The sequence below is a fragment of the Duganella sp. LjRoot269 genome (assembly GCF_964254095.1).
GTDB classification, from domain to species: Bacteria; Pseudomonadota; Gammaproteobacteria; order Burkholderiales; family Burkholderiaceae_D; genus Rugamonas; species Rugamonas hordei.
In genome coordinates this window covers 7259165-7281707 of the sequence record NZ_CAXUSL020000001.1, presented here as the reverse complement: position 1 = coordinate 7281707, position 22543 = coordinate 7259165, and the positions used below count along the sequence as shown (strand labels likewise).

At 66.3% G+C, this 22543-nt stretch carries 23 protein-coding genes; 11 read left to right on the top strand and 12 right to left on the bottom strand.

From position 1 onward, the window contains the following. The first annotated feature begins 387 nt into the window (after positions 1 to 387). From rpmH to ACSQ3S_RS32570, 8 genes are all read left to right on the top strand, one after another. Entirely contained in the window at positions 388 to 522 is a 135-nt protein-coding gene (rpmH, locus tag ACSQ3S_RS32605) for a 50S ribosomal protein L34 (protein WP_010401996.1), read from the top strand. Positions 523 to 557: 35 nt separating this feature from the next. Further along, complete coding sequence (gene rnpA, locus ACSQ3S_RS32600) at positions 558 to 998, top strand: ribonuclease P protein component (protein WP_176655913.1); 441 nt, start codon at positions 558 to 560, stop codon at positions 996 to 998. Next, on the top strand, positions 995 to 1258 hold the full coding sequence (gene yidD, locus ACSQ3S_RS32595) for a membrane protein insertion efficiency factor YidD (RefSeq protein ID WP_436144972.1): 264 nt from the start codon (positions 995 to 997) through the stop codon (positions 1256 to 1258). The genes rnpA and yidD overlap by 4 nt, the downstream gene beginning before the upstream one ends. An 11-nt stretch (positions 1259 to 1269) precedes the next feature. Beyond that, a complete protein-coding gene (gene yidC / locus ACSQ3S_RS32590) occupies positions 1270 to 2967 on the top strand; it encodes a membrane protein insertase YidC (protein ID WP_436144971.1) in 1698 nt (565 codons plus the stop codon). A 68-nt stretch (positions 2968 to 3035) separates the two neighbouring features. Then, positions 3036 to 4415 carry a tRNA uridine-5-carboxymethylaminomethyl(34) synthesis GTPase MnmE gene (gene mnmE, locus ACSQ3S_RS32585; RefSeq protein ID WP_436144970.1) on the top strand — a complete coding sequence of 460 codons (1380 nt, stop codon included), beginning with the start codon at positions 3036 to 3038 and terminating at the stop codon, positions 4413 to 4415. Between the two features lie 7 nt (positions 4416 to 4422). After that, the gene (locus ACSQ3S_RS32580; RefSeq protein ID WP_353405416.1) at positions 4423 to 5085 is read left to right on the top strand and encodes a glutathione S-transferase family protein; all 663 of its coding nucleotides are present in this window, start codon (positions 4423 to 4425) and stop codon (positions 5083 to 5085) included. A gap of 68 nt (positions 5086 to 5153) precedes the next feature. Continuing rightward, positions 5154 to 5435, top strand: coding sequence for a type II toxin-antitoxin system RelE/ParE family toxin (locus ACSQ3S_RS32575; RefSeq protein WP_176655851.1), 282 nt, complete (start codon positions 5154 to 5156; stop codon positions 5433 to 5435). A 12-nt stretch (positions 5436 to 5447) separates the two neighbouring features. Continuing rightward, on the top strand, positions 5448 to 5759 hold the full coding sequence (locus tag ACSQ3S_RS32570; RefSeq protein WP_436144969.1) for a HigA family addiction module antitoxin: 312 nt from the start codon (positions 5448 to 5450) through the stop codon (positions 5757 to 5759). Positions 5760 to 5771: 12 nt separating this feature from the next. On the opposite strand, the gene ACSQ3S_RS32565 is transcribed toward ACSQ3S_RS32570, so the two are convergent. The 9 genes from ACSQ3S_RS32565 to ACSQ3S_RS32525 form a co-directional block, all read right to left on the bottom strand. Further along, a complete protein-coding gene (locus ACSQ3S_RS32565; RefSeq protein WP_436144968.1) occupies positions 5772 to 6704 on the bottom strand; it encodes an SMP-30/gluconolactonase/LRE family protein in 933 nt (310 codons plus the stop codon). A gap of 102 nt (positions 6705 to 6806) precedes the next feature. Continuing rightward, complete coding sequence (locus ACSQ3S_RS32560) at positions 6807 to 7796, bottom strand: diguanylate cyclase domain-containing protein (protein WP_176655846.1); 990 nt, start codon at positions 7794 to 7796, stop codon at positions 6807 to 6809. A 71-nt stretch (positions 7797 to 7867) separates the two neighbouring features. Further along, positions 7868 to 9682, bottom strand: coding sequence for a DAHL domain-containing protein (locus ACSQ3S_RS32555; protein ID WP_436144967.1), 1815 nt, complete (start codon positions 9680 to 9682; stop codon positions 7868 to 7870). Then, positions 9679 to 10635, bottom strand: a complete 957-nt coding sequence (locus ACSQ3S_RS32550; RefSeq protein WP_436144966.1) for a cytochrome-c peroxidase — start codon at positions 10633 to 10635, stop codon at positions 9679 to 9681. Before ACSQ3S_RS32550 ends, ACSQ3S_RS32555 begins: the two co-directional genes overlap by 4 nt. An 18-nt stretch (positions 10636 to 10653) precedes the next feature. Beyond that, positions 10654 to 11508: a sensor histidine kinase gene (locus ACSQ3S_RS32545; RefSeq protein WP_436144965.1), complete on the bottom strand. Its 855-nt coding sequence runs from the start codon at positions 11506 to 11508 to the stop codon at positions 10654 to 10656. Then, the gene (locus tag ACSQ3S_RS32540) at positions 11508 to 13682 is read right to left on the bottom strand and encodes an EAL domain-containing protein (protein ID WP_436144964.1); all 2175 of its coding nucleotides are present in this window, start codon (positions 13680 to 13682) and stop codon (positions 11508 to 11510) included. Before ACSQ3S_RS32540 ends, ACSQ3S_RS32545 begins: the two co-directional genes overlap by 1 nt. Positions 13683 to 13692: 10 nt before the next feature. Continuing rightward, positions 13693 to 14088 carry a response regulator transcription factor gene (locus tag ACSQ3S_RS32535; RefSeq protein ID WP_176655841.1) on the bottom strand — a complete coding sequence of 132 codons (396 nt, stop codon included), beginning with the start codon at positions 14086 to 14088 and terminating at the stop codon, positions 13693 to 13695. Between the two features lie 75 nt (positions 14089 to 14163). After that, positions 14164 to 14787, bottom strand: a complete 624-nt coding sequence (locus ACSQ3S_RS32530) for a response regulator transcription factor (protein ID WP_353405407.1) — start codon at positions 14785 to 14787, stop codon at positions 14164 to 14166. Further along, positions 14784 to 16952, bottom strand: coding sequence for a sensor histidine kinase (locus ACSQ3S_RS32525; RefSeq protein WP_436144963.1), 2169 nt, complete (start codon positions 16950 to 16952; stop codon positions 14784 to 14786). Before ACSQ3S_RS32525 ends, ACSQ3S_RS32530 begins: the two co-directional genes overlap by 4 nt. 353 nt (positions 16953 to 17305) lie before the next feature. Here ACSQ3S_RS32525 and ACSQ3S_RS32520 point away from each other — a divergent pair, with 353 nt between their 5' ends. Continuing rightward, entirely contained in the window at positions 17306 to 17509 is a 204-nt protein-coding gene (locus ACSQ3S_RS32520; protein WP_176655838.1) for a hypothetical protein, read from the top strand. A 41-nt stretch (positions 17510 to 17550) separates the two neighbouring features. Here the strand turns inward: ACSQ3S_RS32520 and ACSQ3S_RS32515 are convergent, their stop codons facing one another. Next, positions 17551 to 18141 carry an Hpt domain-containing protein gene (locus tag ACSQ3S_RS32515; protein WP_436144962.1) on the bottom strand — a complete coding sequence of 197 codons (591 nt, stop codon included), beginning with the start codon at positions 18139 to 18141 and terminating at the stop codon, positions 17551 to 17553. Next, on the bottom strand, positions 18138 to 19091 hold the full coding sequence (locus ACSQ3S_RS32510) for a CAP domain-containing protein (protein WP_353405404.1): 954 nt from the start codon (positions 19089 to 19091) through the stop codon (positions 18138 to 18140). Before ACSQ3S_RS32510 ends, ACSQ3S_RS32515 begins: the two co-directional genes overlap by 4 nt. Before the next feature lie 179 nt (positions 19092 to 19270). On the opposite strand from ACSQ3S_RS32510, the gene pssA reads away from it, so the two are divergent. Beyond that, complete coding sequence (pssA, locus tag ACSQ3S_RS32505; protein ID WP_353405422.1) at positions 19271 to 20026, top strand: CDP-diacylglycerol--serine O-phosphatidyltransferase; 756 nt, start codon at positions 19271 to 19273, stop codon at positions 20024 to 20026. Here the strand turns inward: pssA and ACSQ3S_RS32500 are convergent, their stop codons facing one another. Next, on the bottom strand, positions 20027 to 20953 hold the full coding sequence (locus tag ACSQ3S_RS32500) for an aldo/keto reductase (RefSeq protein WP_436144961.1): 927 nt from the start codon (positions 20951 to 20953) through the stop codon (positions 20027 to 20029). It abuts the gene before it with no gap. Positions 20954 to 21213: 260 nt separating this feature from the next. Here ACSQ3S_RS32500 and ACSQ3S_RS32495 point away from each other — a divergent pair, with 260 nt between their 5' ends. After that, the gene (locus ACSQ3S_RS32495) at positions 21214 to 22452 is read left to right on the top strand and encodes an EAL and HDOD domain-containing protein (protein ID WP_353405401.1); all 1239 of its coding nucleotides are present in this window, start codon (positions 21214 to 21216) and stop codon (positions 22450 to 22452) included. The last annotated feature ends 91 nt before the right edge of the window (positions 22453 to 22543 follow it).

Sequence of the window (22543 nt, the reverse complement as noted above, 5' to 3'; positions counted from 1 at the left end):
GAATCTTTTATCTATTCTTTTACTGCTGATAAGGGTGCGAGCGGACCTGGGTTCGCCACACGTAACGCGCTATTCTACTCTCGCCGGGCAAAGTTATCCACAGGCACGACGCTTATTTTCGCAGTTTCGGCGGGGTATCGGCGGGCTCCTGACCTGATCAGTTGTTGACAAGCGAGACCGAAATGCTGATAATTCAGGGTTCCCCGCCCGTATTCCTTGTTTATTCACATGAACGTCAATATGGAGTAAGCGTGGATTTAGCGGGCGATGAGATGGACCCAGCTTGTGCCGGAGCGTTGGCATGGGTGCGCGAAGTGTCATTGGCACCAAAAACTGACGGGGCCACAACCCGATTTTGCATTTTTTTCTGCTTTTAGCGAGACCAACATGAAACGTACTTACCAACCTTCCGTTGTACGCCGTAAGCGTACCCACGGCTTCCGCGCTCGTATGGCTACCCGTGGTGGCCGTGATGTGCTCAACGCACGCCGCGCCAAAGGCCGCAAGCGTCTGGCTGTATAAGCCACTGCTTGTTAGCTGATCGCGTGGAAAGCTGTATTTCAAGCGGCTCGACAGGCGAAGGTTCACACGACTTCGCGCGCGTTCGGCGTATCGTTAAAACGGATGAATTTTCATCCGTTTTTCGTTTGCGCCCTACGCAAAAAAGCGCGCACTTCGTGCTTTACACCCGTCTGAATGACTTGCCGCATGCGCGGCTGGGCGTCGTTGTGGCCAAGCGATTTGCGCCGCGCGCCGTCACGCGCAACACGATCAAGCGCGTTACCCGCGAACTGTTCCGCCAGACCGCCCTGCCGGCGATCGACTGCCTGGTGCGCCTGGCCAAGCCGGTCAACAGCAAGGACGGGCCGGCCACCACCGCCAGGCTGAAAGCGGACCTGCGGGTGGAGCTGGCACGCCTGTTCGCCCAGGCCAAGACGGCAAAACCGCCGAAACCGGCCTTGCCTTCCGCGCCGCCGCCTCCACCTGTGGCATCATGAAAAAATTGCTACGTTTCCTTTTGCGCGCTTACCAGCTGACGATCAGTCCGCTGATGACGCCTTCGTGCCGCTTCCATCCAAGCTGCTCGAACTATGCGCTGGAAGCGTTGCAGGTGCACGGCGCGGCCAAGGGCAGCCTGCTGGCGGTCAAACGCATTTGCCGCTGCCATCCGTGGAATCCGGGCGGGCACGATCCCGTTCCCCCGGCGGACGGCAAAACGAATACTTCAACGACCGCTTGCGGTTGCAACCACTCCTGATAAATACCCTAATGGATATCAATAAACGTACCATCCTGTGGATCGTGTTTGCCGTGTCGCTGGTTATTCTCTGGAATAACTGGCAGGTCTCGACGGGTCGTCCTTCCATGTTTGCTCCGGCCCCGGCGCAAACCGCCAAGGCGCCGGAAGCGAAGAAATCCGATCTGCCTGCCGCCTCCGCGACCGCAGCCACCGGCGCCGCCGCCTTGCCTGGCGCGGGCGCCACGGCAGCCGCCGAGCCGTTCAAGAGTGAGCGCATCACCGTCACCACCGACGTGTTCCGCGTCGACATCGACACGCTGGGCGGCACCATCAAGCGCCTGGAACTGCTGAAGTTCAAGGACGGCGTCGATCCGACCAAGAACCAGGTGCTGTTCGACGTCGACGGCGCCACCGGCAAGACCTACCTGGCCGAAACCGGCCTGGTCGGCGCGCCCGGCCTGCCGAACCACCAGACCGGCTTCGTCGCCAAGCCCGGCCCGCGCATGCTCAACGACGCCAACCAGGTGCAACTGGTGCTGGAAGCGGAGCAGGGCGGCGTCAAGCTGACCAAGACCTTCACCTTCAAGCGCGGCGACTACGTGATCGACGTGCGCCACGACGTGGCCAACGTCGGCACCGTGCCGGTCAAGCCTGAGCTGTACATGCAGCTGATCCACGACGGCAACAAGCCGGCCGGCGACTCCTACTTCAACAGCAGCTACACCGGCCCGACGATGTACACCGAGGCCGAGCACTACAAGAAGATGAAGTTCGAGACGCTGGAAAAAGAAGCGCAGGAATCGATCAAGACCGGCAAGCCGGCGGTGCAGGATCACCCGACCAAGGCCGACAACGGCTGGGTAGCGATCTCGCAGCACTTCTTCGTCTCGGCGCTGGTCCCGCAGGACAAGCTGAAGCGCGACATCTTCACCAAGAAGGTCGACAACAACCAGTACGCGATCGGCACCATCCAGCCGCTGGGCACCCTGGCGCCGGGCGCCACCGTGAGCAACGAAGCCAAGCTGTATTCGGGTCCGCAGGAATCGAAGCTGCTGGAAAAAGTCACGCCGGGCCTGGAGCTGGTCAAGGACTACGGCTGGCTGACCATCATCGCCAAGCCTATCTTCTGGGTCATGGACCACATCCACCAGGTGCTGGGCAACTGGGGCTGGACCATCATCGCCTTCACCATCCTGATCAAGCTGGCGTTCTTCCCGCTGTCGGCCGCCGGCTACCGCAGCATGGCCAAGGTCAAGCTGGTCACGCCGAAGATGCAGGCCATCCGCGAGCGCTACAAAGGCGATCCGGCCAAGATGAACCAGGCCACGATGGAGCTGTACAAGACCGAGAAGATCAACCCGCTGGGCGGCTGCCTGCCTATCCTGGTGCAGATGCCGGTGTTCATCGCGCTGTACTGGGTGCTGCAGGCCTCCGTTGAAATCCGCGGCGCGCCGTGGATCGGCTGGATCACCAACCTGGCCGCGCCGGATCCGTGGTACATCCTGCCAGTGCTGTACGCGATCTCGATGTACATCACCACCAAGCTGAACCCGGCCCCGGCCGACCCGATGCAGGCGAAGATGATGCTGTTCATGCCGCTGGCGTTCTCGGTGATGTTCTTCTTCTTCCCATCCGGCCTGGTGCTGTACTGGGTGGTGAACAACGTGCTGTCGATCGGCCAGCAGTACGTGATCTCGAAAAAATTCGCTCCGCCGGCCGCCGCGTAAGCATCCCGCCAGTGTTGCTAAAAAGCCCGTGTTAATCGCGGGCTTTTTTTATACTTTACAATTCCCCCATGAACCTTGACTCTTCCCCCATCGCCGCCATCGCCACCGCACCGGGACGCGGCGGCATCGGCGTCGTGCGCGCCTCCGGCAAAGCCCTCAAACCGCTGATCGCCGCGCTGTTTGGCGCCACCAGCTTGCAGCCGCGCCACGCCACCTACATCCCGTTCAGGCAGGCCGACGGCGCCATCATCGACCAGGGCATCGCCATCTGGTTCAAGGGCCCGCACTCCTACACCGGGGAAGACGTGCTGGAACTGCAGGGCCACGGCGGCCCCATCGTGCTGCAGCTGCTGCTGGCGCGCGTGCTGGAGGCGGGCGCCGAGATGGGCCTACGGCTGGCCGAGCCGGGCGAATTCACGCGCCGCGCCTATCTCAACGACAAGCTCGACCTGGCGCAGGCCGAGGCCGTGGCCGACCTGATCGACGCCTCGACCGAAGCGGCGGCCAAGTCGGCGTCGCAGTCGCTGTCGGGCGCGTTTTCGAAAACCGTCAACGCGCTGGTGGACGGCGTGACCGGCCTGCGCATGCTGGTCGAAGCGACCTTGGATTTCCCGGAAGAGGAAATCGACTTCCTGGAAAAATCCGACGCGCGCGGCCAGCTGGCCGGCATCGTCGAGGCGCTGGAGACTGTGTTCCGCCAGGCGGCGCAAGGCGCGCTGCTGCGCGAGGGCCTGAACGTGGTGCTGGTGGGCCAGCCCAACGTCGGCAAGTCGTCGCTGCTCAACGCGCTGGCCGGCACCGACGTCGCCATCGTCACGCCGATCGCCGGCACCACGCGCGACAAGGTGACCGAGACGATACAGATCGAAGGCATCCCGCTCAACATCATCGACACCGCCGGCATCCGCGCGGCCGGCGAATCGGTGGACGTGGTCGAGCGCATCGGTATCGAGCGCACCTGGGGCGAGGTCGGCAAGGCCGACGTCATCCTGCACCTGCTGGACGCCGACCACGGCCCGACGCGCGCCGACGAAGGCATCGTCGCCGCCTTCCCGTCGGGCGTGCCGGTGCTGCGCATCTGGAACAAGATCGACCTGTCGGGCCACAAGCCTGGCGTGGACGCGATGGAGGACGCCACGCATGTCTACCTGTCGGCGCACGAGCATATCGGCATCGACCTGCTGCGCACGGAGTTGCTGCGCATCGCCGGCTGGCAGCAGACGGGCGAATCGCTGTACCTGGCCCGCGAGCGGCACCTGATCGCCTTGAAGAACGCCGGCGCCCACCTGGCGCGGGCCGGCGAGCACGCCGCGCAAAACGACCAGTCGCTGGATTTGTTCGCCGAGGAGCTGCGGCTGGCGCAGGTCCAGCTGTCGAGCATCACCGGCGCGTTCTCGTCGGACGATCTGCTGGGCGTGATTTTCTCGCGCTTCTGCATCGGCAAATAAGGCGGCCATGATCCTCTACCACAGCATCGCGGCGCGTTCCTTCCGTCCGTTGTGGATGCTGGAGGAATTGGGGCTGGCCTACGAACTGCGCGTGATGGCCTTCCCGCCGCGCGTGCACGACAGGTCCTATCTCGACATCAATCCCTGCGGCACCGTGCCCGCCTTTTTCGACGGCGCGGTGCGGATGACGGAATCGGCGGCGATCTGCCAGTACCTGGCCGAACGCCATCCGGCCGCCAGGCTCAACGTCGCGCTGGACGAAGCGGATTACGGCGCCTGGTTGAATGACCTGCACTTCGGCGAAGCCACGCTGACTTTTCCGCAAACGCTGGTGCTGCGTTACGGCCGCTTCGAAACGCCGGAGCGGCTGCAGCCGCAGGTGGTGGAAGATTACTCGCGCTGGTTTTTATCGCGGCTGAAAACGCTGACGCCGCGGCTGGAGCAGGCCGACTGCCTGTGCGCCGGCCGCTTCACGGCAGCGGACATCTCGGTGGGCTATGCGCTGCTGCTGGCCGAGCAACTGGGACTGCATACCGCCTTCACCCCGGCGGTCGCCGCCTACTGGCAGCGATTGCGCCAGCGTCCCGCCTTTGTGCGCGCCCAGGAAGCCGAACGCAACGCCGCCATCGCCCAAGGCGTATCGACGGTGCCGGCTCCGCTCAGCGTCTAAGAACACCCGGGGGCAGTGCCGACATTCGGTGATGTTGATGCGCGTGGCGTTACGCGCTACACTGCATCATGATAAAGTCATTCCATCACAAGGGGTTGAAGACATTTTTCGAGACGGGAAGCTTGGCTGGAATTCAGGCGGCTCATGCGCCCAAGCTGGGCGCCATGCTGCGTCGCTTAAATGAGGCTAGCTCTCCGCAGGGAATGAATCTGCCCGGATGGGGACTGCACCCGCTTAAAGGGAAGACGCTCAAGGGGCACTATTCCGTTCGGGTAAGTGGCAACTGGCGCATGACGTTCAAGTTCGAGGGGACGGATGCGATCCTTGTAGACTATCAAGATTATCACTAAGGAATAAGCATCATGGCACGCATGTTTAATCCACCACATCCGGGGCTGACTTTACGGGATGACGTTTTACCCGCACTGGGCTTGTCCGTAACGGAAGCTGCGCAGCAACTGGGCGTCAACCGCGTCACGCTGTCCCGCGTCCTCAATGGCCGCGCTGCAATTTCGCCAGAGATGGCTTTGCGAATCGAAGCTTGGTTGGGTGTAGGTCGCGGCGGTGAGGCCCGGCTGTGGCTCGCTGAGCAAAGCGCATACGATGTGTGGCAGGCAGCTCAGCGTTTCATTGATACACCGATGCAGGTGCAGCCAGCACCGCTGGCTGCCTGAAGTTCTTTCGACTTAATATGGCGAGCCGGTCACGTCCAGCGGCAGCTGCCACAGCGCGCCGGCGCCGGTGATGTAGAGGGTCTTGCCGTCGGCGCCGCCGAATGCGGCGTTGGTCACGTTGGCGTCGACCTTGATCGTGGCGATCTGCTTGCCGGCCGGCGTGAACACGCGCAAGCGCTGGTCGGTGTGCTCGGTCACGTAGATGTTGCCGTGGCAGTCGACCGCCATGCCGTCCGGGATGCCCAGCTTCGCCACCAGGTCGCTGCCCTTCTGCGGCTTGCCGTCGACGATCTTGTAGGCGCGCAGCACGCCGTGGTCGCCCACCATGCCGTTCACGTACAGCACGTCACCTTTCGGCGACAGCGAGACGCCGTTCGGGTTCTTCAACGTATCGTCCACCACCGTCACGCCGCCATCCTTCGCCACGCGGTAGACGCGGGTCTTGTCCTGGCCGCCCGGCGCCGCTTCGCGCTGGAAATCCGGATCGCTGAAGTACAGCGTGCCGTCCTTGGTCATCGCCATGTCGTTCGGCGAATTGAAGACGTTGCCCTGGTACTTGCCGACCACATCGCTGCGCTTGCCGTCCAGCGTGTAGCGCGACACGCTCTTGTACTTGTGCGTCGCCGCCAGGATGTTGCCGTCGTTGTCCACCGCCAGGCCGTTGCTGCCGCTGTCCTCGATCAGCGTGCTGACCTTGCCCGCCGCGTCCAGCTTGCGGATGCGCGAAGGGAAGCCGGGGCCGAAGGTGAAGTCCGAGAAATACAAGGCGTCCTTGATCCATACCGGCCCTTCGTACAGCCCAGGTTCGGTGCGCGTGGAATTGGCGGCGGCGATGCGCGTCGCCACCAGGTCGCCCGACGGCGCCTTGCCGGTGCACGACGCGGCAAAGGTGGACGGTGCGGTCAGCACGGCGGCAAGAACGAGGGCGGAACGGAGCAGGGTCATGGCGGGCAGGCTTTCTGAAAAAGGACTGCCGCCGAGTCTAACACCGGTGCAAAGTTACCGCTATCATTTCATGCGCCGGCAGCTCTGGATAAGCGCCCCGGTTCAGGCGGCACTGGCCTCGGGACGGTGGACGATCACGCAGTCGCGGCCGGCGTGCTTGGCCGCGTACAGGCAGCTGTCGGCGGCGGCCAGCATGGCGGCGGCGTCGGCCAGGCTGTCCTTGTCGAAGGTGGCCACGCCTATGCTCATCGTCACGTGCGGCCGGCCGGCGGCGGGCGCGTGGCTGATGCCCAGCGCGGCGATGCGGGCGCGGATGGTTTCGGCCACCTGCGCCGCCTGCTCCGGGCCGGTGTCCGGCAGCACGGCGGCGAATTCCTCGCCGCCGTAGCGCGCGGCCAGGTCGGCCGGCCGCTGCAGCGTGGCGGCAAAGGCCTCGGCCACCAGGGTCAGGCAGGCGTCGCCCTGCTGGTGGCCGAAATGGTCGTTGTAGGCCTTGAACGAGTCGATGTCCATCAGCAGCAGCGACAGCTGGCCGTTGTTGCGGTGCGCGCGCCGCAGTTCGCGGTCCAGCGCGACGTCGAAGTGGCGGCGGTTGGCGATGCCGGTCAGGCCGTCGACATACGATTGCGCGCGCAGCGCCTCGGCCGCGCCACGCAGCTGGCGTTCGCGGCCGACGGTGGTGCTGATGTCGCTGACTTCGATCAGGCAAAAGCGTTCCTTGCCTTCGCTGAACGGCGTCACCGACACCGCCTGCTCGATGCGCTCGCCGCCCCAGCTGCCGTCCGGATATAGCGGGAAGGGCGAGCGGTTCAGCGCCGGCGACAGCTGTTGCGGTTGCTTGCTTTGCATCGCGCTCTGCACCGCCTGCTCCAGCCGCTGGCCGCGCAGTTCGGGGAACAGCTCGAACAGCTCGCTGCCCAGCACGCGGTGCGCCGACATGCCCGAATGGCTGGACAGCCACTGGTTCCACATGACGATGCGCTGGTTGGCATCGAGCACCATCAATCCCAGCTTGGCCAGCGCGAGCACGCGCGTGGACAGGTGGGCGTGGCCGCCGGCGGCGGCCTGGGGAGCGGAGGTCGGTTCTTGCATGCGCGTTCCTGGCGGGACCAATAATCGTGCCACGATTATATGCGCAGCCGCGCGCCCATTGTTGCTTTCCGTTATGCCTCGGCCATGTGGTGGTTGATTGGCAACGTCACGCGGAAGGTGCTGCCCTCGCCGGGCGCCGACCGCACATCGATGCGGCCGCGATGGTTGCGCACGATGCCGTAGGACAGCGACAATCCCAGCCCCGTTCCCTTGCCGATCGGCCGGGTGGTGAAGAAGGGATCGAAGATGCGCGGCAACACGTCGGCGGCGATGCCGCAGCCGTTGTCGGCGATTTCGACCCACACCTGCCGGCCTTCGCCGCCGGTGCGCACGGTGATGCGGCCGGGCCGCGCCTGCGGCTCCAGCGCCTGCATGGCGTTCTGCAGCAGGTTCATGAAAACCAGGTTCAGCTGCGCCGGCAGGCATTCGATTTCCAGCATGGGCCCGAACTCGGTGCGCACCTCGGCCACCTGCCGCAGCTCGGCGGCCAGCACGTTCAGCGTCGATTCCAGTCCCGCGCGCAGATCGGCCCACACCCACTGCTGATCCAGTTCCACGTTGGAAAACTCCTTCAGGTCCTGCACGATCTTGCCGACGCGGTTCATGCCGCCGCGCGACTCGGCCACCAGCACGGGGATGTCTTCCTTCAGGTAGGCCAGGTCGATGCGGTTGCGGGTGTCGCTCAGGTGCGCCGCCATCTCCTGCGAGGCGACGCTGGACTCGGCCTCCTCGTAGGCTCTCAGCATCTCGAACAGGCTGTCCAGGTAGTGCTCCAGCGTGCTGAAGTTGGACGCCAGGAACGACAGCGGATTGTTGATCTCGTGCGCCACGCCGGCCGCCAGCTGGCCGATCGAGGCCAGCTTTTCCGATTGCACCAGGCGGCTTTGCAGCGCCTTGCGCTCGGCCATTTCCTGCTGCAGCCGGCCGTTGGCCTGCAGCAGTTCGACGGTGCGCTCCTGCACCCGGCCCTCCAGGTGGTCGTTGGCCTGCTGCAGCTCGGCGTTGACGCGCTTGATGGTGGCGTGCGTGCGGATCAGCCGCAGCGCCATCCAGCTCAGCAGGCCGCCCAGCGTGACGGCCAGCAGCGTCAGGTACAGGCGGTTGGTCTGCAGGCGCCGCAGGGCCTGCTGCTGGGCCTCGCCAAGCAGGCCGCTGATGGCGTCGATGCGCGCGGCGGTGGGCGTCGCCGCGATATCGCCCAGCAGCCGGGCGACGATGGCCTGTTCGCGCAGCACGGTGCGGGCATGGGCGGCCAGCAGGTCGATCTGCTCCTTCAAGTCGGTCGACAGGCTGGCCTTGACGGCGTTCAGCCCGGCCAGCTCGGCTTGCGCTTCCGCCAGCTCCTGCTCGGACGGCATTTCGTTGTACATCAGCGTGGCCAGCAGCACGCGGTTGGCGGCCGCCTCGGCCTGTCCCATGGCCACCATGCGCCGGCCGTGGTGGGCGTTGATCATCGCGCCGATGTCGTCGACCGCGACCGGCAGGAACGCCAGCGAATTGCGCAGCACGGCGTTGTGGGACTTGAACGCTTCCATCAGCGCGGACTTGTCGCGCAGCGCTTTCCGATAGGCGGCCACGGCGGACGCCAGCGCGCCGTCGGGCGCTTCCCGGGCCAAGCCGTCGAGCTGTTGCGGCAGCTCGCCCATGTCGTGCAGGGGATCGACCAGCGCGTCGTAATTCTGGTTCAGGCCGGCCTTGGACTTGAGCGCGTCCAGTTCCCACTGGGCGTCCAGCTGGCGGATCTGGCGCAGCTGCGCGATGTTGGCGAAATAGCTGGTCGCGTCGTCGTGCCGGGTGCGCAGGTACAGCCCCAGCAGCAGGCCGGCCAGCAACAGGATGGCGGCCGGCAGCGCCAGCCGCGTGCGCCAGTGAGGTGGGAGCTTCATGGCTGCCCCACCGGTGTGCTGCTCAGCGTATTGAGAAACTGGATGATGAACGCCTTGTCCTCGGGCGTGCCGGGCCGGCCCAGCTGGTAGGTGAACATGACGTCGATGGCCTCTTCCAGCGTCCTGGCCGAGCCGTCGTGGAAGTAGGGCGCGGTACGCGCCACGTTGCGCAGGCTGGGCACCTTGAACACGTGGATGTCGTCGGGGTTGCGGGTGACCAGGTAGCGTCCCATGTCGGCGTCGGTGGGCTTGCCGCGGCGGGCGAAATAGTCGCCCATCACGCCGAACTTCTGGAACATGTTGCCGCCGACGTTGACGCCCTGGTGGCAGGCCACGCAGCCGTATTGCTTGAACCTGGCGTAGCCGGTTTTTTCCGCCGCGCTGATGGCGTTGTGGTCGCCGCGCAGGTATTGGTCGAAGCGCGAGTTCGGCGTGATCAGCGTGCGTTCGTAGCTGGCGATGGCGTCGCGCACGTTGGCGGCGGTCAGGCCGTCGCGGTAGGTGGCGGCAAAGTCGCGGCGGTAGACCGGATCGGCGTCCAGCTTGGCCAGCACATCGCGCCAGTTGGAGCCCATCTCGATCGGATTTTGCACCACGATGTCGATTTGCGCTTCCAGCGTGTCGGCGCGGCCGTCCCAGAATTGCCTGAAATTGAGCGCGGCATTGAGCACGCTGGGCGCGTTGACGCCGCCGAACTTGCCCTGGAAGCCGGGCGAGCGCGCGCGGGCGTCGCCGCCGCCGCGCGCCACGTCGTGGCAGCTGGCGCAGGATACGGTGTTGTTGGCCGACAGCCGGCGTTCGTTGAACAGGCGCCGGCCCAGATCGGCGCGAGCCGGGTCCTGGTGCAGCGTCAGCGGCACCGGCTTGATCGGTTCGTCGAGCTGCGGCGCGGCCATGCCGGGCAGCGCGGCGGCCAGCCCCAGCACGGCAAGCAGCTTGAACAGGAATGGCATGGCGGTCTCCTTGATGGTTCAGGCCGCGTACTGCCGGCCATCGTGCCGCAGCGGCAGCACCACGCGAAACACGCTGCCCTTGCCCAGTTCGGTGCTGACTTCGATGCGGCCGCCGTGCCGGTGCACGATCTGCTGCGCCAGCGAGAGGCCGAGGCCGGTCCCCTGGCCCATCGGCTTGGTGGTGAAAAACGGCTCGAACAACTGCGGCAGGTGCTCCGGTGCGATGCCGGCGCCGCTGTCGCCGACGGCGAACCAGGCTTCGCCGTCGCCATCGGTTCCTGTCTGCAGCGTGATCCGGCCGCGCCGCGGTCCCAGCGCATGGGCGGCGTTGGCCAGCAAATTCATCATGACCTGGCTCAGCTGCGACGGCAGGCAATGCACCGGCGGCACCGCGCCATAGTCCTTGACGATCTCGGCGCGGTATTTGAGTGCGTTGCGCATCATGTTCAGCGTGGCGTCCAGGCTCCGGCGCAGGTCGGTCCACGCCCGTTGCTGCTCGGCCTCGCCGCCGTGCGCGTAGTCGAGCAATTCCTGCACCATCTGCCGCGCGCGCCGCATGCCGTCGCGCGACTCCTGCAGCAGCGCGGCCACGTCCTGGCGCAGTTGCGCGGCGTCGTCGCCGTCTTGCGGCAGCAGCCGCTCCAGGTATTCCTGCAGGGTGTCCAGGTTGGAGCCGACGTAGCCGAGCGGGTTGTTGATCTCGTGGGCGACGCCGGCGGCGATCTGGCCCAGCGCGGCCATCTTGCCGGCCTGCGCCAACTGGCGTTCAAAGCCGGCGTAGCTGGCGTCGACGGCGGCGCTCAGGCCGTGCAGGTCGGTGTCGCCGGATGCCGGGCAGTAGCGCTCGAGCTGGCGCGACAGCAGCGTATGCATCAGCAGCCTCCCGTCAGGGCCAGTTGGGGCCGGGCGGCGGCTTGCGGGCGCGCCGCTTCTTCGTTCAGTCCGTGCAGCTGCCAGTAGTGGCGGAACGCGGCGCGGATGTTGTCGCGCAGCGTGCGGTTGTCCCAGGGCTTGGTGTAGAACCGGTACAGCGAGCCGCGGTTGATCGATTCCATGATGGTCTTCAACTCCGTGTAGCCGGACAGGATGATGCGGAAGGTGTCCGGATACATGTCCTTGACCTTGTCCAGCAGCTCGGTGCCGCTCATTTCCTCCATGCGCTGGTCGCACAGGATCAGCTGCACCGGGTATTCGGCCAGCAGCTGGAAGGCCTCGGCCGCGCCGTTGGCGACCAGCACCCGGTAGCCGTCCGGGCGCAGCAGGCGCTGCAGCGCGGCCAGCACATTCGGTTCGTCGTCGATGATCAGCAGCGTGCGCTCGGCGGCGGCCTGCGGCACGCTCAGGCGCACGTCCCGTTGCAGCAGCTGCTCCAGTTGCTGCGCCGGCAGCGGCCGGCTGTAGTAGTAGCCCTGGATCTGGTCGCAGCAGCGGCGCCCCAGGTAGTTCAGCTGCGAGGCGGTTTCCACGCCTTCGGCCACCACGTCCAGCTTCAGGCTGTGCGCCACGGCGATGATGGCGTCGACCACGGCCGCGTCGTCCGGGCTGCTGGTGACGTCGCGGATGAAGGCGATGTCGATCTTCAGCGTGTCGACCGGGAAGCGCTTCAGGTAGGCCAGGCTGGAATAGCCGGTGCCGAAGTCGTCGATGGCGATGCGCACGCCCATCGCGCGCAGCCTGGCCAGGATGGCGGCGGTGCGTTCGATGTCGTCCATCAGCGCGCTCTCGGTCACCTCCAGCGACAGCAGGCCGGGCGCGATGCCGTGGCGGGCGATGGCGTCGGCCACCGTCCGCTCCAGCGCGTCGCTGGCGAACTGGCGGCTGGCGACGTTGACGGCGATCGCCAGCGGCTCGTCGTTGACCTGCGACCAGGCGGCGATCTGGCGGCAGGCCTGGTCGATGACCCAGGCGCCGACCGGCACGATCAGGCCGGTATGTTCCAGCGCCGGAATGAATTCGCCCGGCGACACCAGGCCGTGGCCGGGGCGGTTCCAGCGCAGCAGGGCCTCGGCGCCGACCATGCGGCCGCTGCTGATCTGCACCTTGGGCTGGTAGTACAGCTCGAATTCGCCTTGCTCGCAGGCGCCGCGCAATGCGCGCTCGAGCTGGTAGCGGCTCTGCGCCAGTGTGTTCATCGCCGCGGTGAAGCGGCAGCAGCGGTCGCCGCCCTCCTGCCTGGCCTGGTGCAGCGCGATGCCGGCATAGCGCATCAGCGTGGCGACGTCGTCGGCGTCGCCCGGGCAGGTGGCGATGCCGATGCTGACCGTCAGCGCGCGCTCGGCGCCGTCCAGCTGGAACGGCACGCACAGCGCCTCGCGGATCCGTTCGGCGGCGGCGCCGGCGTCGTGCAACTGGTCCAGCGCCGGCAGCAGCACCGCGAACTCGTCGTTGCCCAGGCGGCTGAGGCAGGCGCGCGGCAGCTCCAGCCGTTTCAGCAGCTCGGCGAACTGGCGCAGCACGTCGTCGCCGGCGCCGTGTCCGAGCGTATCGTTGACGATCGACAGGCCGTCGATGTCGATCTTCAGCAGCGCGCTGGCGCGCGGCCAGGCGGCCGCCAGCTGCTGCTCCAGCGACTGCGTGAACAGCTGGCGGTTGGGCAGCCCGGTCAGGCTGTCATAGCTGGCCATGCGCAGGCCGTAGGCGCGGCTGTCGCTGTACAGCAGCCGCACTTCCAGCATGTTGCGGATGCGCGTCAGCAGCTCGCCGTAATCGTAGGGCTTGCAGATGAAATCCTTGGCGCCGGCCTCCAGCGCGCGCAGCTTGCACGCGGCTTCGGCCGACACCACCAGCACCGGCAGATATTGCTCCGCCTCGAGCAGGCGCAGGCTTTCGAGCACCTGGAAGCCGTCCATCAGCGGCATGTTCAGGTCCAGCACGATCAGGTCGTAGCGATGCTGGCGGTGCATCTCGGCCACGGCGGGCGCGTCGCTGGTGGCGCTGACGGCCGTGTAGCCTGCGCTGGCGAGCAACTGTTCCAGTACCGCGATATTGACCGGCTGGTCGTCGACGATCAGGATCTTGGCGCTGTGCAGGCTGGTGAGCGATATCATGATGCGGGCCTCAAATGACAGGAGGGAGCGGTGACGGGCAGGCCGCGCCGATGGCGTCGAGCAGCAGCTGGTCGTTGACGGGTTTGGTCAGGTAGGCCAGCGGCCGCAGGCGCATGGCGCGCGCCTGTTCCTCGGGCGTGCCGTGGCCGGTCATGATGATGACGCCGGTGGCCGGCGCGATGGCGGCCAGCCGCTCCTGGACCTCGAGTCCGGACAGGCCGGGCATGTGCACGTCGAGCACCACGCAGCACGGCGGCAGCGCGGCCAGCGGAATGGCTGCCAGCAGGGCTTCGCCGCCGGCGTAGGCTTGCGCAGGGATGCCGGCCGAGCGCATCAGGCGCAGCAGCGCCCGGCGTATCGCTTCGTCGTCATCGACTATTGCTATCCAGGGAAGAGAGGTGTCCATGGCTGCCACGATACCGCGGCGGCCGGGGGGCCGATATTGGACCTTGGGCCAACATGTGGCGGGGAGGCACCGCCGTCAGCGGCCGCGGGCGCGGTCCACCAGCCGCACCAGCGCCGTCACCGAGCGCACTTGCATCTTCGACATCACGCGCGCGCGGTGCACCTTGACGGTCTTTTCCACCGTGCCCAGCGCGGCCGCAATCTGCTTGTTCAGCAGGCCCTCGACGACCAGCTGCATGACCTCGGTCTCGCGCGGCGTCAAGCTTGCCAGCCGCCGGCGGATGTCGCCGAGTTCGTCGCTGTCGCTGCGCGCCGCGCGGTTTTGTTCGAGGGCCAGGCGGATCGCCGCGATCAGCCGCTCGTCGTCGACCGGCTTGGTGAGGAAGTCGGCGGCGCCCAGCTTCATCGCGCGCACGCCGGTGTCGATGTCGCCATGGCCGGTGAGGAAGATAATCGGCAGCACGCTGGCGCGCGCGGCCAGCACCTGCTGCAACGCCAGCCCGCCCATGTCCGGCATCGACAGGTCCAGCACCAGGCAGCCGTCGGTGGCCGCATTGCCGCTGTCGAGAAAGGCTTGCGCGGTGCCGTAGGCCTGCACCGCGAAGCCGGCCGAGGACAGCAGCCGCGACAGCGCCTTCAGCACCGCCGGCTGGTCGTCGACCAGGAATACCTGCTGCTGCTGTTGTTCCAGGCCGCTCATGCCGCCTGCTCCGCGGCGGCCAGCGGCAGCCGCACATGGAAGCTGGCGCCGCCGTCCGGATTGTTTTCGGCCCACAGCCGGCCGTCGTGGGCGCCGATGATGGTGCGGCAGATCGACAGGCCCAGCCCCATGCCGCGCTCCTTGGTGGTGTAGAAGGGATCGAACAGCCGTTCCAGCACGGCCGGCGCCAGCCCGGTGCCCTGGTCGATGATGCTGATCTGCACCGCGTCGCCGGCCCGCGCGCTGCGCACCACGATGGTGCCGCCGTCCTGCTGGGCGTCGCTGGCGTTCATCAGCAGGTTGACCATCACTTGCTGCAGCTGCACCGGATCGGCGGCGATCGGCAGCGGTTCTTCGCTCAGCTCGGCGCGCACGGTCTGGCCGTGGTTGATCATGTCGTTGCGCAGCAGGCGGACGGCGCCGATCACCAGCTCGCCGGCGTCCAGGCGCTGGCGCGGCATGTCCTGCTTGCCGAACAGCCGGCGCAGGCGCTGGATGATGTCGCCGGCGCGCTTGTCCTCGTCGACGATGTCACCGAGGATCTCGCGCACCTCGGCCAGGTCGGGCGCCGGCTGGGCGAGGAAGCGCTGGGCCGCCTGGGCGTTGCTGAGGATGGCGGTGAGCGGCTGGTTCAGCTCGTGCGCCAGCGCGCCGGACAGCTCGCCCAGCATCGCCACCCGCCCCAGGTGCGTGACTTCCTTCTGCTTCTGCTGCAGGTCCAGCTCGGCCTGCTTGCGCTTGGTGATGTCGAGCGACACGCCGCGCAGCAGCGCCGGCCGGCCCTGGTCGTCGAGCTCGACGCTGCCGTGCGAGCCTATCCAGCGCAGCCGCGACAATCCGCCGTCGCTGCGCAGGATGCGGTACTCCATCTCGTAGCGCGGCGCGCCGCGCAGCGAACTGTCCCAGGTGCGCTGGACGGCGGCGCGGTCGTCCGGATGCACGATGGCCAGCACCTGGTCCAGCGTCAGCCGCTGGTCCGGCGGGAAGCCGAACAGCGCGCGCCAGGCGTCCGAGACCCAGATTTCATCGCGCTGCAGGTCGCGGGTCCAGATCCCCAGTTCGGCGGCGTTGGCGGCCAGGGCCAGCCGCCGTTCGCTTTCGTGGGTGGCCGCGCGGGCGCGCTGGACGCTGACGGCCGCCTCGTTCAACGCCTGGCCCAGCTCGTTGGCTTCGCGAAAGTGCAGCGGCGGGATCGGCAGGCTGTAGCCGGCGCCGACCGCCAGCGCCGGCTTGACCAGCGCCTGCACCGAGCGCGCGATGCGCCCGCCCAGCAGCCACGCCAGCGCCATGCCGGCACCCAGCGCCGCCGCCGTCGCCGAGACCAGCCAGGCCAGCGTGCGGCGCAGGCCGGCCGTCAGCTCGTCGCGCGGGATGCCGAGCACGGCGGCCCAACCCGTGCTTGGCGAGCGGCTGTAGACCACGTACACGTCCTGGCCATCGAGGGTGCGGCTGTTCATGCCCGATTCGCTGGCGCTGGCCAGTTGCTGGCGCAACTGGTCGCTGATCTGCCGGCCCGCGTACTTGTCGATCTCGTGCGAACGGGTGACCACGCGGCCCTCGTGGTCGATGACGCTGGCGCGCCAGTTGGGCGGCAGCTTTTGTTCGGCCAGCACGTGCAGCAGGCGGTCCGGCGTGGCGATGGCGTTGAGCGACATGACGATGACGCCATTGCGCACCACCGGCACGCCGATGCTGAAGATGGGCTTGCCGTTCAGCGGTCCGGTGAACACGCCCGACACGCCGGGCTGGCCGGTGGCAAGGATGTGCCGCAGCAACGGCGCCGTGCCCAGCTTGGGCAGCGGCGCGCCCCACGGCCGGCGGGTCGACATCAGCATCGCGCCGTCGGTGCCGAGCAGCACGATGCTGTCGGCGCCCAGCTTGCCGACCACCGAGGTGGCGCGCGCGTGAAAGCCCTGCAGGTCGCCGCTGAGCAGCACCTGCGACGTGGCCAGCATCTGCAGTGCCAGCTGGACGCTTTCGATATCGTGGTCGGCGGCGGCGATCACGGAGCGGGCGCGGCTGACGGTGTTCTCAATCAGCTTTTCGCGTTCCCTGGCGTAGAAATTGACGATGACGAGGGCGGCCACGGCGGCCACTGGCAGTATGCAAGCGATGACCAGGGCCGCAAGGCTGGCGCGCACGTTGGGGGCTTGTTTCCATTTCAAGGAGAACGGTGGGCGCATTGGTTGTCGGGCGGCTGCGAAAGCGGCTTGCTTGCCAGTCGATTGTATTGAATCTTGCCTTCCGTCACAACGTTTTACGACTCAGCGTTGTCATCCAGACGCACTATCATTTTTGAATTTTCAATTAAAAAATATTTCTTCACCCGGAGCATTGTTGCTCACCGAATGCGGGAGCTGGAGGAAGTGTCGTTTGGCGACGTTTTTTGCCATTTCGGCGCGTGTGGCGGGCTTGCCGAACCTGCTATTATTGATTCGTTGAGAATTCTCATGCCTGTGGTATTCCGCTGAAGTAACCTTGCAACGTTGACGTGAGCACTACCTGGAAAGGAGGGATCGTGGAACCGACACAAGAAAGCGTACCGGACGATGGTGCCGCGCCGCCATCCTCCACGGCTGCGCCGTCGGCGCCGCGCACCAGGCAGATGCTGCCGCCCAAGGGATCGTGCTGGTATTGCGAAAAGCCGCTCGACAACGTCAAGCGCTTCTGCGACAAGGAGTGCGCCGATGCCTTCGACGAGGAAAAGGAATATACCCGCTGAGAGGTACAGCTAGATGCACAGCTGAATACCCTGGCCGGACCTCAGGCGGAACCGCTCCGCAGCGCGGCCAGCGCCGCCTCGAATTCGAACTGGTGCGCCGCCGCCGTCACTTCCTGAAACACCGCCACGCCCAAGCCGGCCGCCAGCACCGTCGCCGACTGTTCCAGCACGTCGATCGCCGCCCCGTCGCCATCCTCCAGCAGCCGCGCCAGGTGCTGCACCAGCATCGTCGTCGACGGCGGATGCAGGTCCGCCGCTGCGGCGGGCGGCGGGGGCAAGTCGGCCGAGGCCAGCACGTTTTCCACCATCGGCAGCAGGTTGCGCAATGCCTGCTCCAGCTGCGCCAGCGGCGCGGCGCGGCCGTCCGCCGGCAGGGCCGGCGCCGTGCAGGCGCTCTCCAGCGCCGCCGCCAGCACATACACCTGCTGCGCGCCTATCATGCCGGCCGCCCCCTTGAGCGTATGGGCAATGCGCTGCGCCTCGGCGGCGTCGCCGGCGGCCAGCGCCGCGCGCGCCCGGTCCGCCACGTCGTGGTAGCGTTGGCGGAATCGGTGCAGGATCTGCAGGTACAGCGCGCGGTCGCCCATCAGCTGCTGCAGGCCGGTCTCCACTTGCAGGATGGCCGTCGTCATTTGGTGGTGAACGACCAGGTGCGCGTGACCGGTACCCCGGCCACCACACCGCTGAAGCTGACGTCGTAGACGGTGGCGCTCTTGAGCGGCGCCAGCGGGATGATGGCGGCCGCTGTCTCGGTGGTCATGCTGTCGGTGGCGTGGCTGAGCAGGCGCACCGACAGCGCGGCGCCGCCGCGCGGCGCCACCGTGAAGCTTTGCACCACCACGCCGACGCCATCGCGGATGGTGTCCGCATGCACGCTGATCGGATAACCGACCACGTCCTGTCCGGGCACCGGATCGGGGGATTCGCTGTCGCTGGAGAAAGTGGTCGGCACGGCGGTCTGGTTGTTGATCGGATAGTTGACGATCTTGCCCGCGCCCAGGCCGGTTCCATAGCCGCGCACGGCGGTCAGGTCGGCGGTGAAATAAGTGTAGCTGGAACTGTTGGTGGCGGCGCCGGTGCCGATTTCCTTGAAGATGGGCTCGAACATGACGAAGCGGTGATAAATCGCCGTGATCAATTCCTCGGCCTGGTAAAAGCCGGACGGATTGGAGGTGGCGGAAATGACTTCGCCGATCGCGTACGGCGCCACCACCGGATAACCGGCGTTGGTCAGGCGGTCGATCAGGTGGGCGCCGGTGAAGCCGGGCAGGCCGGGCGTCTGGTCATGGGTGACGGTGTTGTTGGCGCGCAGGTAGTTCGAGTGGCCGAGCGCGGCGGCGTCGATGCTGGCGTTGCGCGACAATTGCGACAGGCCCAGCATGCCGCGCCGGTAGTTGATCCAGGCATAGCCGTCGGTTGCGGTGTTGCCGGTCAGCGCAGGCGCGCCCGGCTCCGACGGGGTGGCCGGCGGCGTGACCACCTGATTGCTTGTGGAGCTGCCGCCACCACCGCCGCAGGCGGCCAGCAGCGCCGCCGTCAGCAGCGCGGGAAGAACGTTGTGCCATCGGTGGCGGGGGATCATGATTCGGTACTCCTGTACGGTATGCCGCCGGGAACGCGCCTGGCTGAGCCAATTCTAAGCCAGATTCCGGTCTGACAGCACCCGTTACGGATAAACCTGTGCAGGGTAAAATGGTAAGCTTGCCATTTCGCCAGCCGTTTTTTTGATTGTGTCCATTGAAGCCTAAAAATCATGCGCGCGTGCAACGCGCCAAGTTCGCCCTGCCCAGCATGGTCACCCTGATGTCGATCGCCTGCGGCTTCGGCAGCATCGTCATCTCGGTCGACAACGCCCTGGTCGGCTCGGCCCGCGACTACCGCCTGGCCGCCGTGCTGCTGGTGCTGGCCGGCGTGTTCGACGCCCTCGACGGGCTGGTGGCGCGCGCCACCAATACCGCCTCCGAGTTCGGCATGCAGCTCGACTCGATCGCCGACATGATGAACTTCGGCTGCGCGCCGGCGTTGCTGTTGTATTGCTACGGATTCGTGCAGCTGGGCGTCGACCACGCGGCGCTGCTGCGCATCGGCGGCATCGCCAGTTTCTTCTTTGTCGCCTGCGCCGCGCTGCGGCTGGCGCGCTTCAACGTCAACGTCGGCCGCACCGATCCGCGCTACTTCGTCGGCATGCCGAGCACGGCGGGCGCGGCTTGCGTGGCCTCGGTGGTGGTGGCGTGGCCGGACCCGGCGGCCACGGTGCTGCATGGCGGCCTGATCGTGGCGCTGCTGTTCATCGTGGGCGGGCTGATGGTGACGACCGTGCGCTTCCCCAGCTCCAAGCAAAAGAAGAGCCGCACCGCGCTGGTCGTGCTGCTGATTAACCTGGGCTTGCTGGCCTGGCTGCAGGCCATGTATTTCGCGCTGTTCTTCGCGGTCTACATCGCCGGCACGCTGGCGCTGAACCTGGCGTGGAAGCGGGGCTGGAGGGGCATCGCCCCGCCAGCCGTCTACACAGACTAATTACGCCACTTCGTGCCCGCGCGCCGCGCGCAGGATCTCGAACCACTGGCTGCGGCTCAGGCTGAACTGGGTCGCCTGCACCGCCTCCGCCACCGCCTGGATGCGGCCGGAACCGGTCAGCGGGACTGGGCGGCTCGGCAGCTGCATAATCCACGCGAACACCACGCTGCCGAACGGACGCTGCAGTTCATCGGCCACTTTCTGCACCGCCGCGCGCACGCGCACGCCGGCGGCGTCGTCGCTGCTGAACAGGCGGCCGCCGGCCAGTGGCGACCAGATCATTGGCGCCACGCCCAGGTCCTGCAGGCCGTCGAAGGTTTCGTCGAACATCGGCGCCACGCACAGCGGCGAGAACTCGACCTGGTTGGTGGCCAGCGGAATGCGGCGGTTCAGGCTTTCAAACTGGTGGCGCGAGAAATTCGACACGCCGAAGTGCCTGACCTTGCCTTCCTGCCGCAGGCGCTGGAAAGCATCGGCGATTTCATCGAAGTTCATCAGCGGATCGGGACGGTGGATCAGCAGCAGGTCGAGATGGCCGGTGCCCAGCTGGCGCAGCGAGTTTTCCGTCGAGGCGATGATGTGGCTGGCGCTGGTGTCATAGTGCTGGATCGTATGCTCGGGACGGGCGGCGTTGACCAGCTTGATGCCGCACTTGCTGACGATCTGCATGCGGCCGCGCAGCGACGGATCCAGCGCCAGCGCCTCGCCGAACACGGCTTCGACGCCGTAGCCGCCGTAGATGTCGGCGTGGTCGAAACTGGTCACGCCCATGGCCAGCGCCTGCTCGATCCAGGTCACGCGTTGCTGCGGCGTCAGCTTCCATTCGTTCATGCGCCACATGCCGGCGACGATGCGCGACAGCGTCGGTCCACCTTTGCTGGTGACGATGGACGGGCAGGACAGGTCGGTCGGTGGGGCGTAGCTCATGGTCGCGCTTTCGTGGTTGGAAGGGGTGGCAGGGATTATAACGACAAGCTTGTACTTTAGTTACAAATACGGTGATGCGGGCCGCGTGATTTTTTCGTTGAGGAATGATTTTGTGCCGTTGTTTCATTGTATGATCAAAAAAACACGCGGCTGATGGAGGCAATAAAGTGGGACTTTTATCGTTTCTGAAATCAAAACCGGAACCCGAAAAAGCAGCTGCCAGCTCTCCGGCGTCCGCCGCGCCGGCGAAGGTAAAAGCTGTGGAACCAGCGCGCGATCCGGAGGCCATCGTTGTCCGTTCCGAGATCGTCGATGATCACAGCCGCTTGTGCGGCTACCGCTTCTCGGTGCCGTTCGGCGCCAACCGCGTGGCGATGCCCGAACCCGCGGTGATGGAAGCGCTGGTGGCCGCCCGGCTGCCGGAGTTTGCACAAAAGCGCATCGCGCTGGTGCAGCTGAGCATGGACACCGTGGTGTTCAACCGCCACCTGCCGCTGGTCGCGCCGCATACGATTTTCATGCTGGACCGCAAGGCCGGCGCCCTCCCGGTCGAACAGATCGCCGGCCGCATGGCGGCGCTGCGCGAGACCGGCTGCAAGGTCGCGCTGCGCGGCGTGTCGCTTGATGCCGAGGACGCGCCGCTGCTGGCGCTGTGCGACGTCGCCGTGCTGTACCTGAACGAACACACGCTGGCCGAATTCCAGACCATCATCAAGCAGCTGCGCATGCGCTACCCGGACATGAAGCTGGTGGTCGACGGCGTCGAGTCGTGGGACGAGCAGCGCATGTGCCTGTCGTGGGGCTGCAACTACTTCATGGGCCATTTCCTGACCACCAGCGACAAGGTGGATCCGGACGCCAAGGTCGACCAGAGCCGCATGACGTCGATCGAGCTGCTGAACCTGCTGCGCAGCGACGCCGAACTGCCGGCCATGATCGAGGTGGCCAAGCGCGACCCCGGCATGACTTACCAGGTGCTGCAATGGGCCAACGCGCCGAGCAACGGCCAGGCTTCCAAGGTCACCAGCCTGAACCAGGCATTCATGGTGCTGGGCCGCAACCAGTTGTACAGGGGCTTGACGGTGTCGATGTTCCGCCTCGGCGGCGGCGCCAACAAGGACCGCGACGAATCGCTGCTGGAAGTGGCGCTGACGCGCGCGCGCTTCCTCGAGACCTGCAGCCCGCTGCCGCAGGCCAAGCGGGACGAGCTGTTCCTGGTCGGCCTGCTGTCGCTGTTCGACGTGCTGCTGGGCGTGCCGATGGCCAACCTGGTGGGCAAGATGCATCTGTCGGACGAGATCCGCGACGTGCTGCTGAACAGCGAAGGCGAGTACGGCCCGTATTTGATGATGGTGCTGCTGCTGGAGCGCGACAAGGTCGACCGCGCGCTGGAGATCGCCGAGAAGATCGGCGTGGATGCGGACACCCTGGGCCAGACCGGCCAGGCGGCGTTCAAGTGGGCGCAGGAATCGATGCACCACACCAGCGCCGACGATTAGGCACTAAAAGAAAACCCGGGGTCAGTTCCGGCAATCTGCCACGCGTGGCGGATTGCCGGAACTGACCCCGGGCTTTTCAGTCTAATCATAC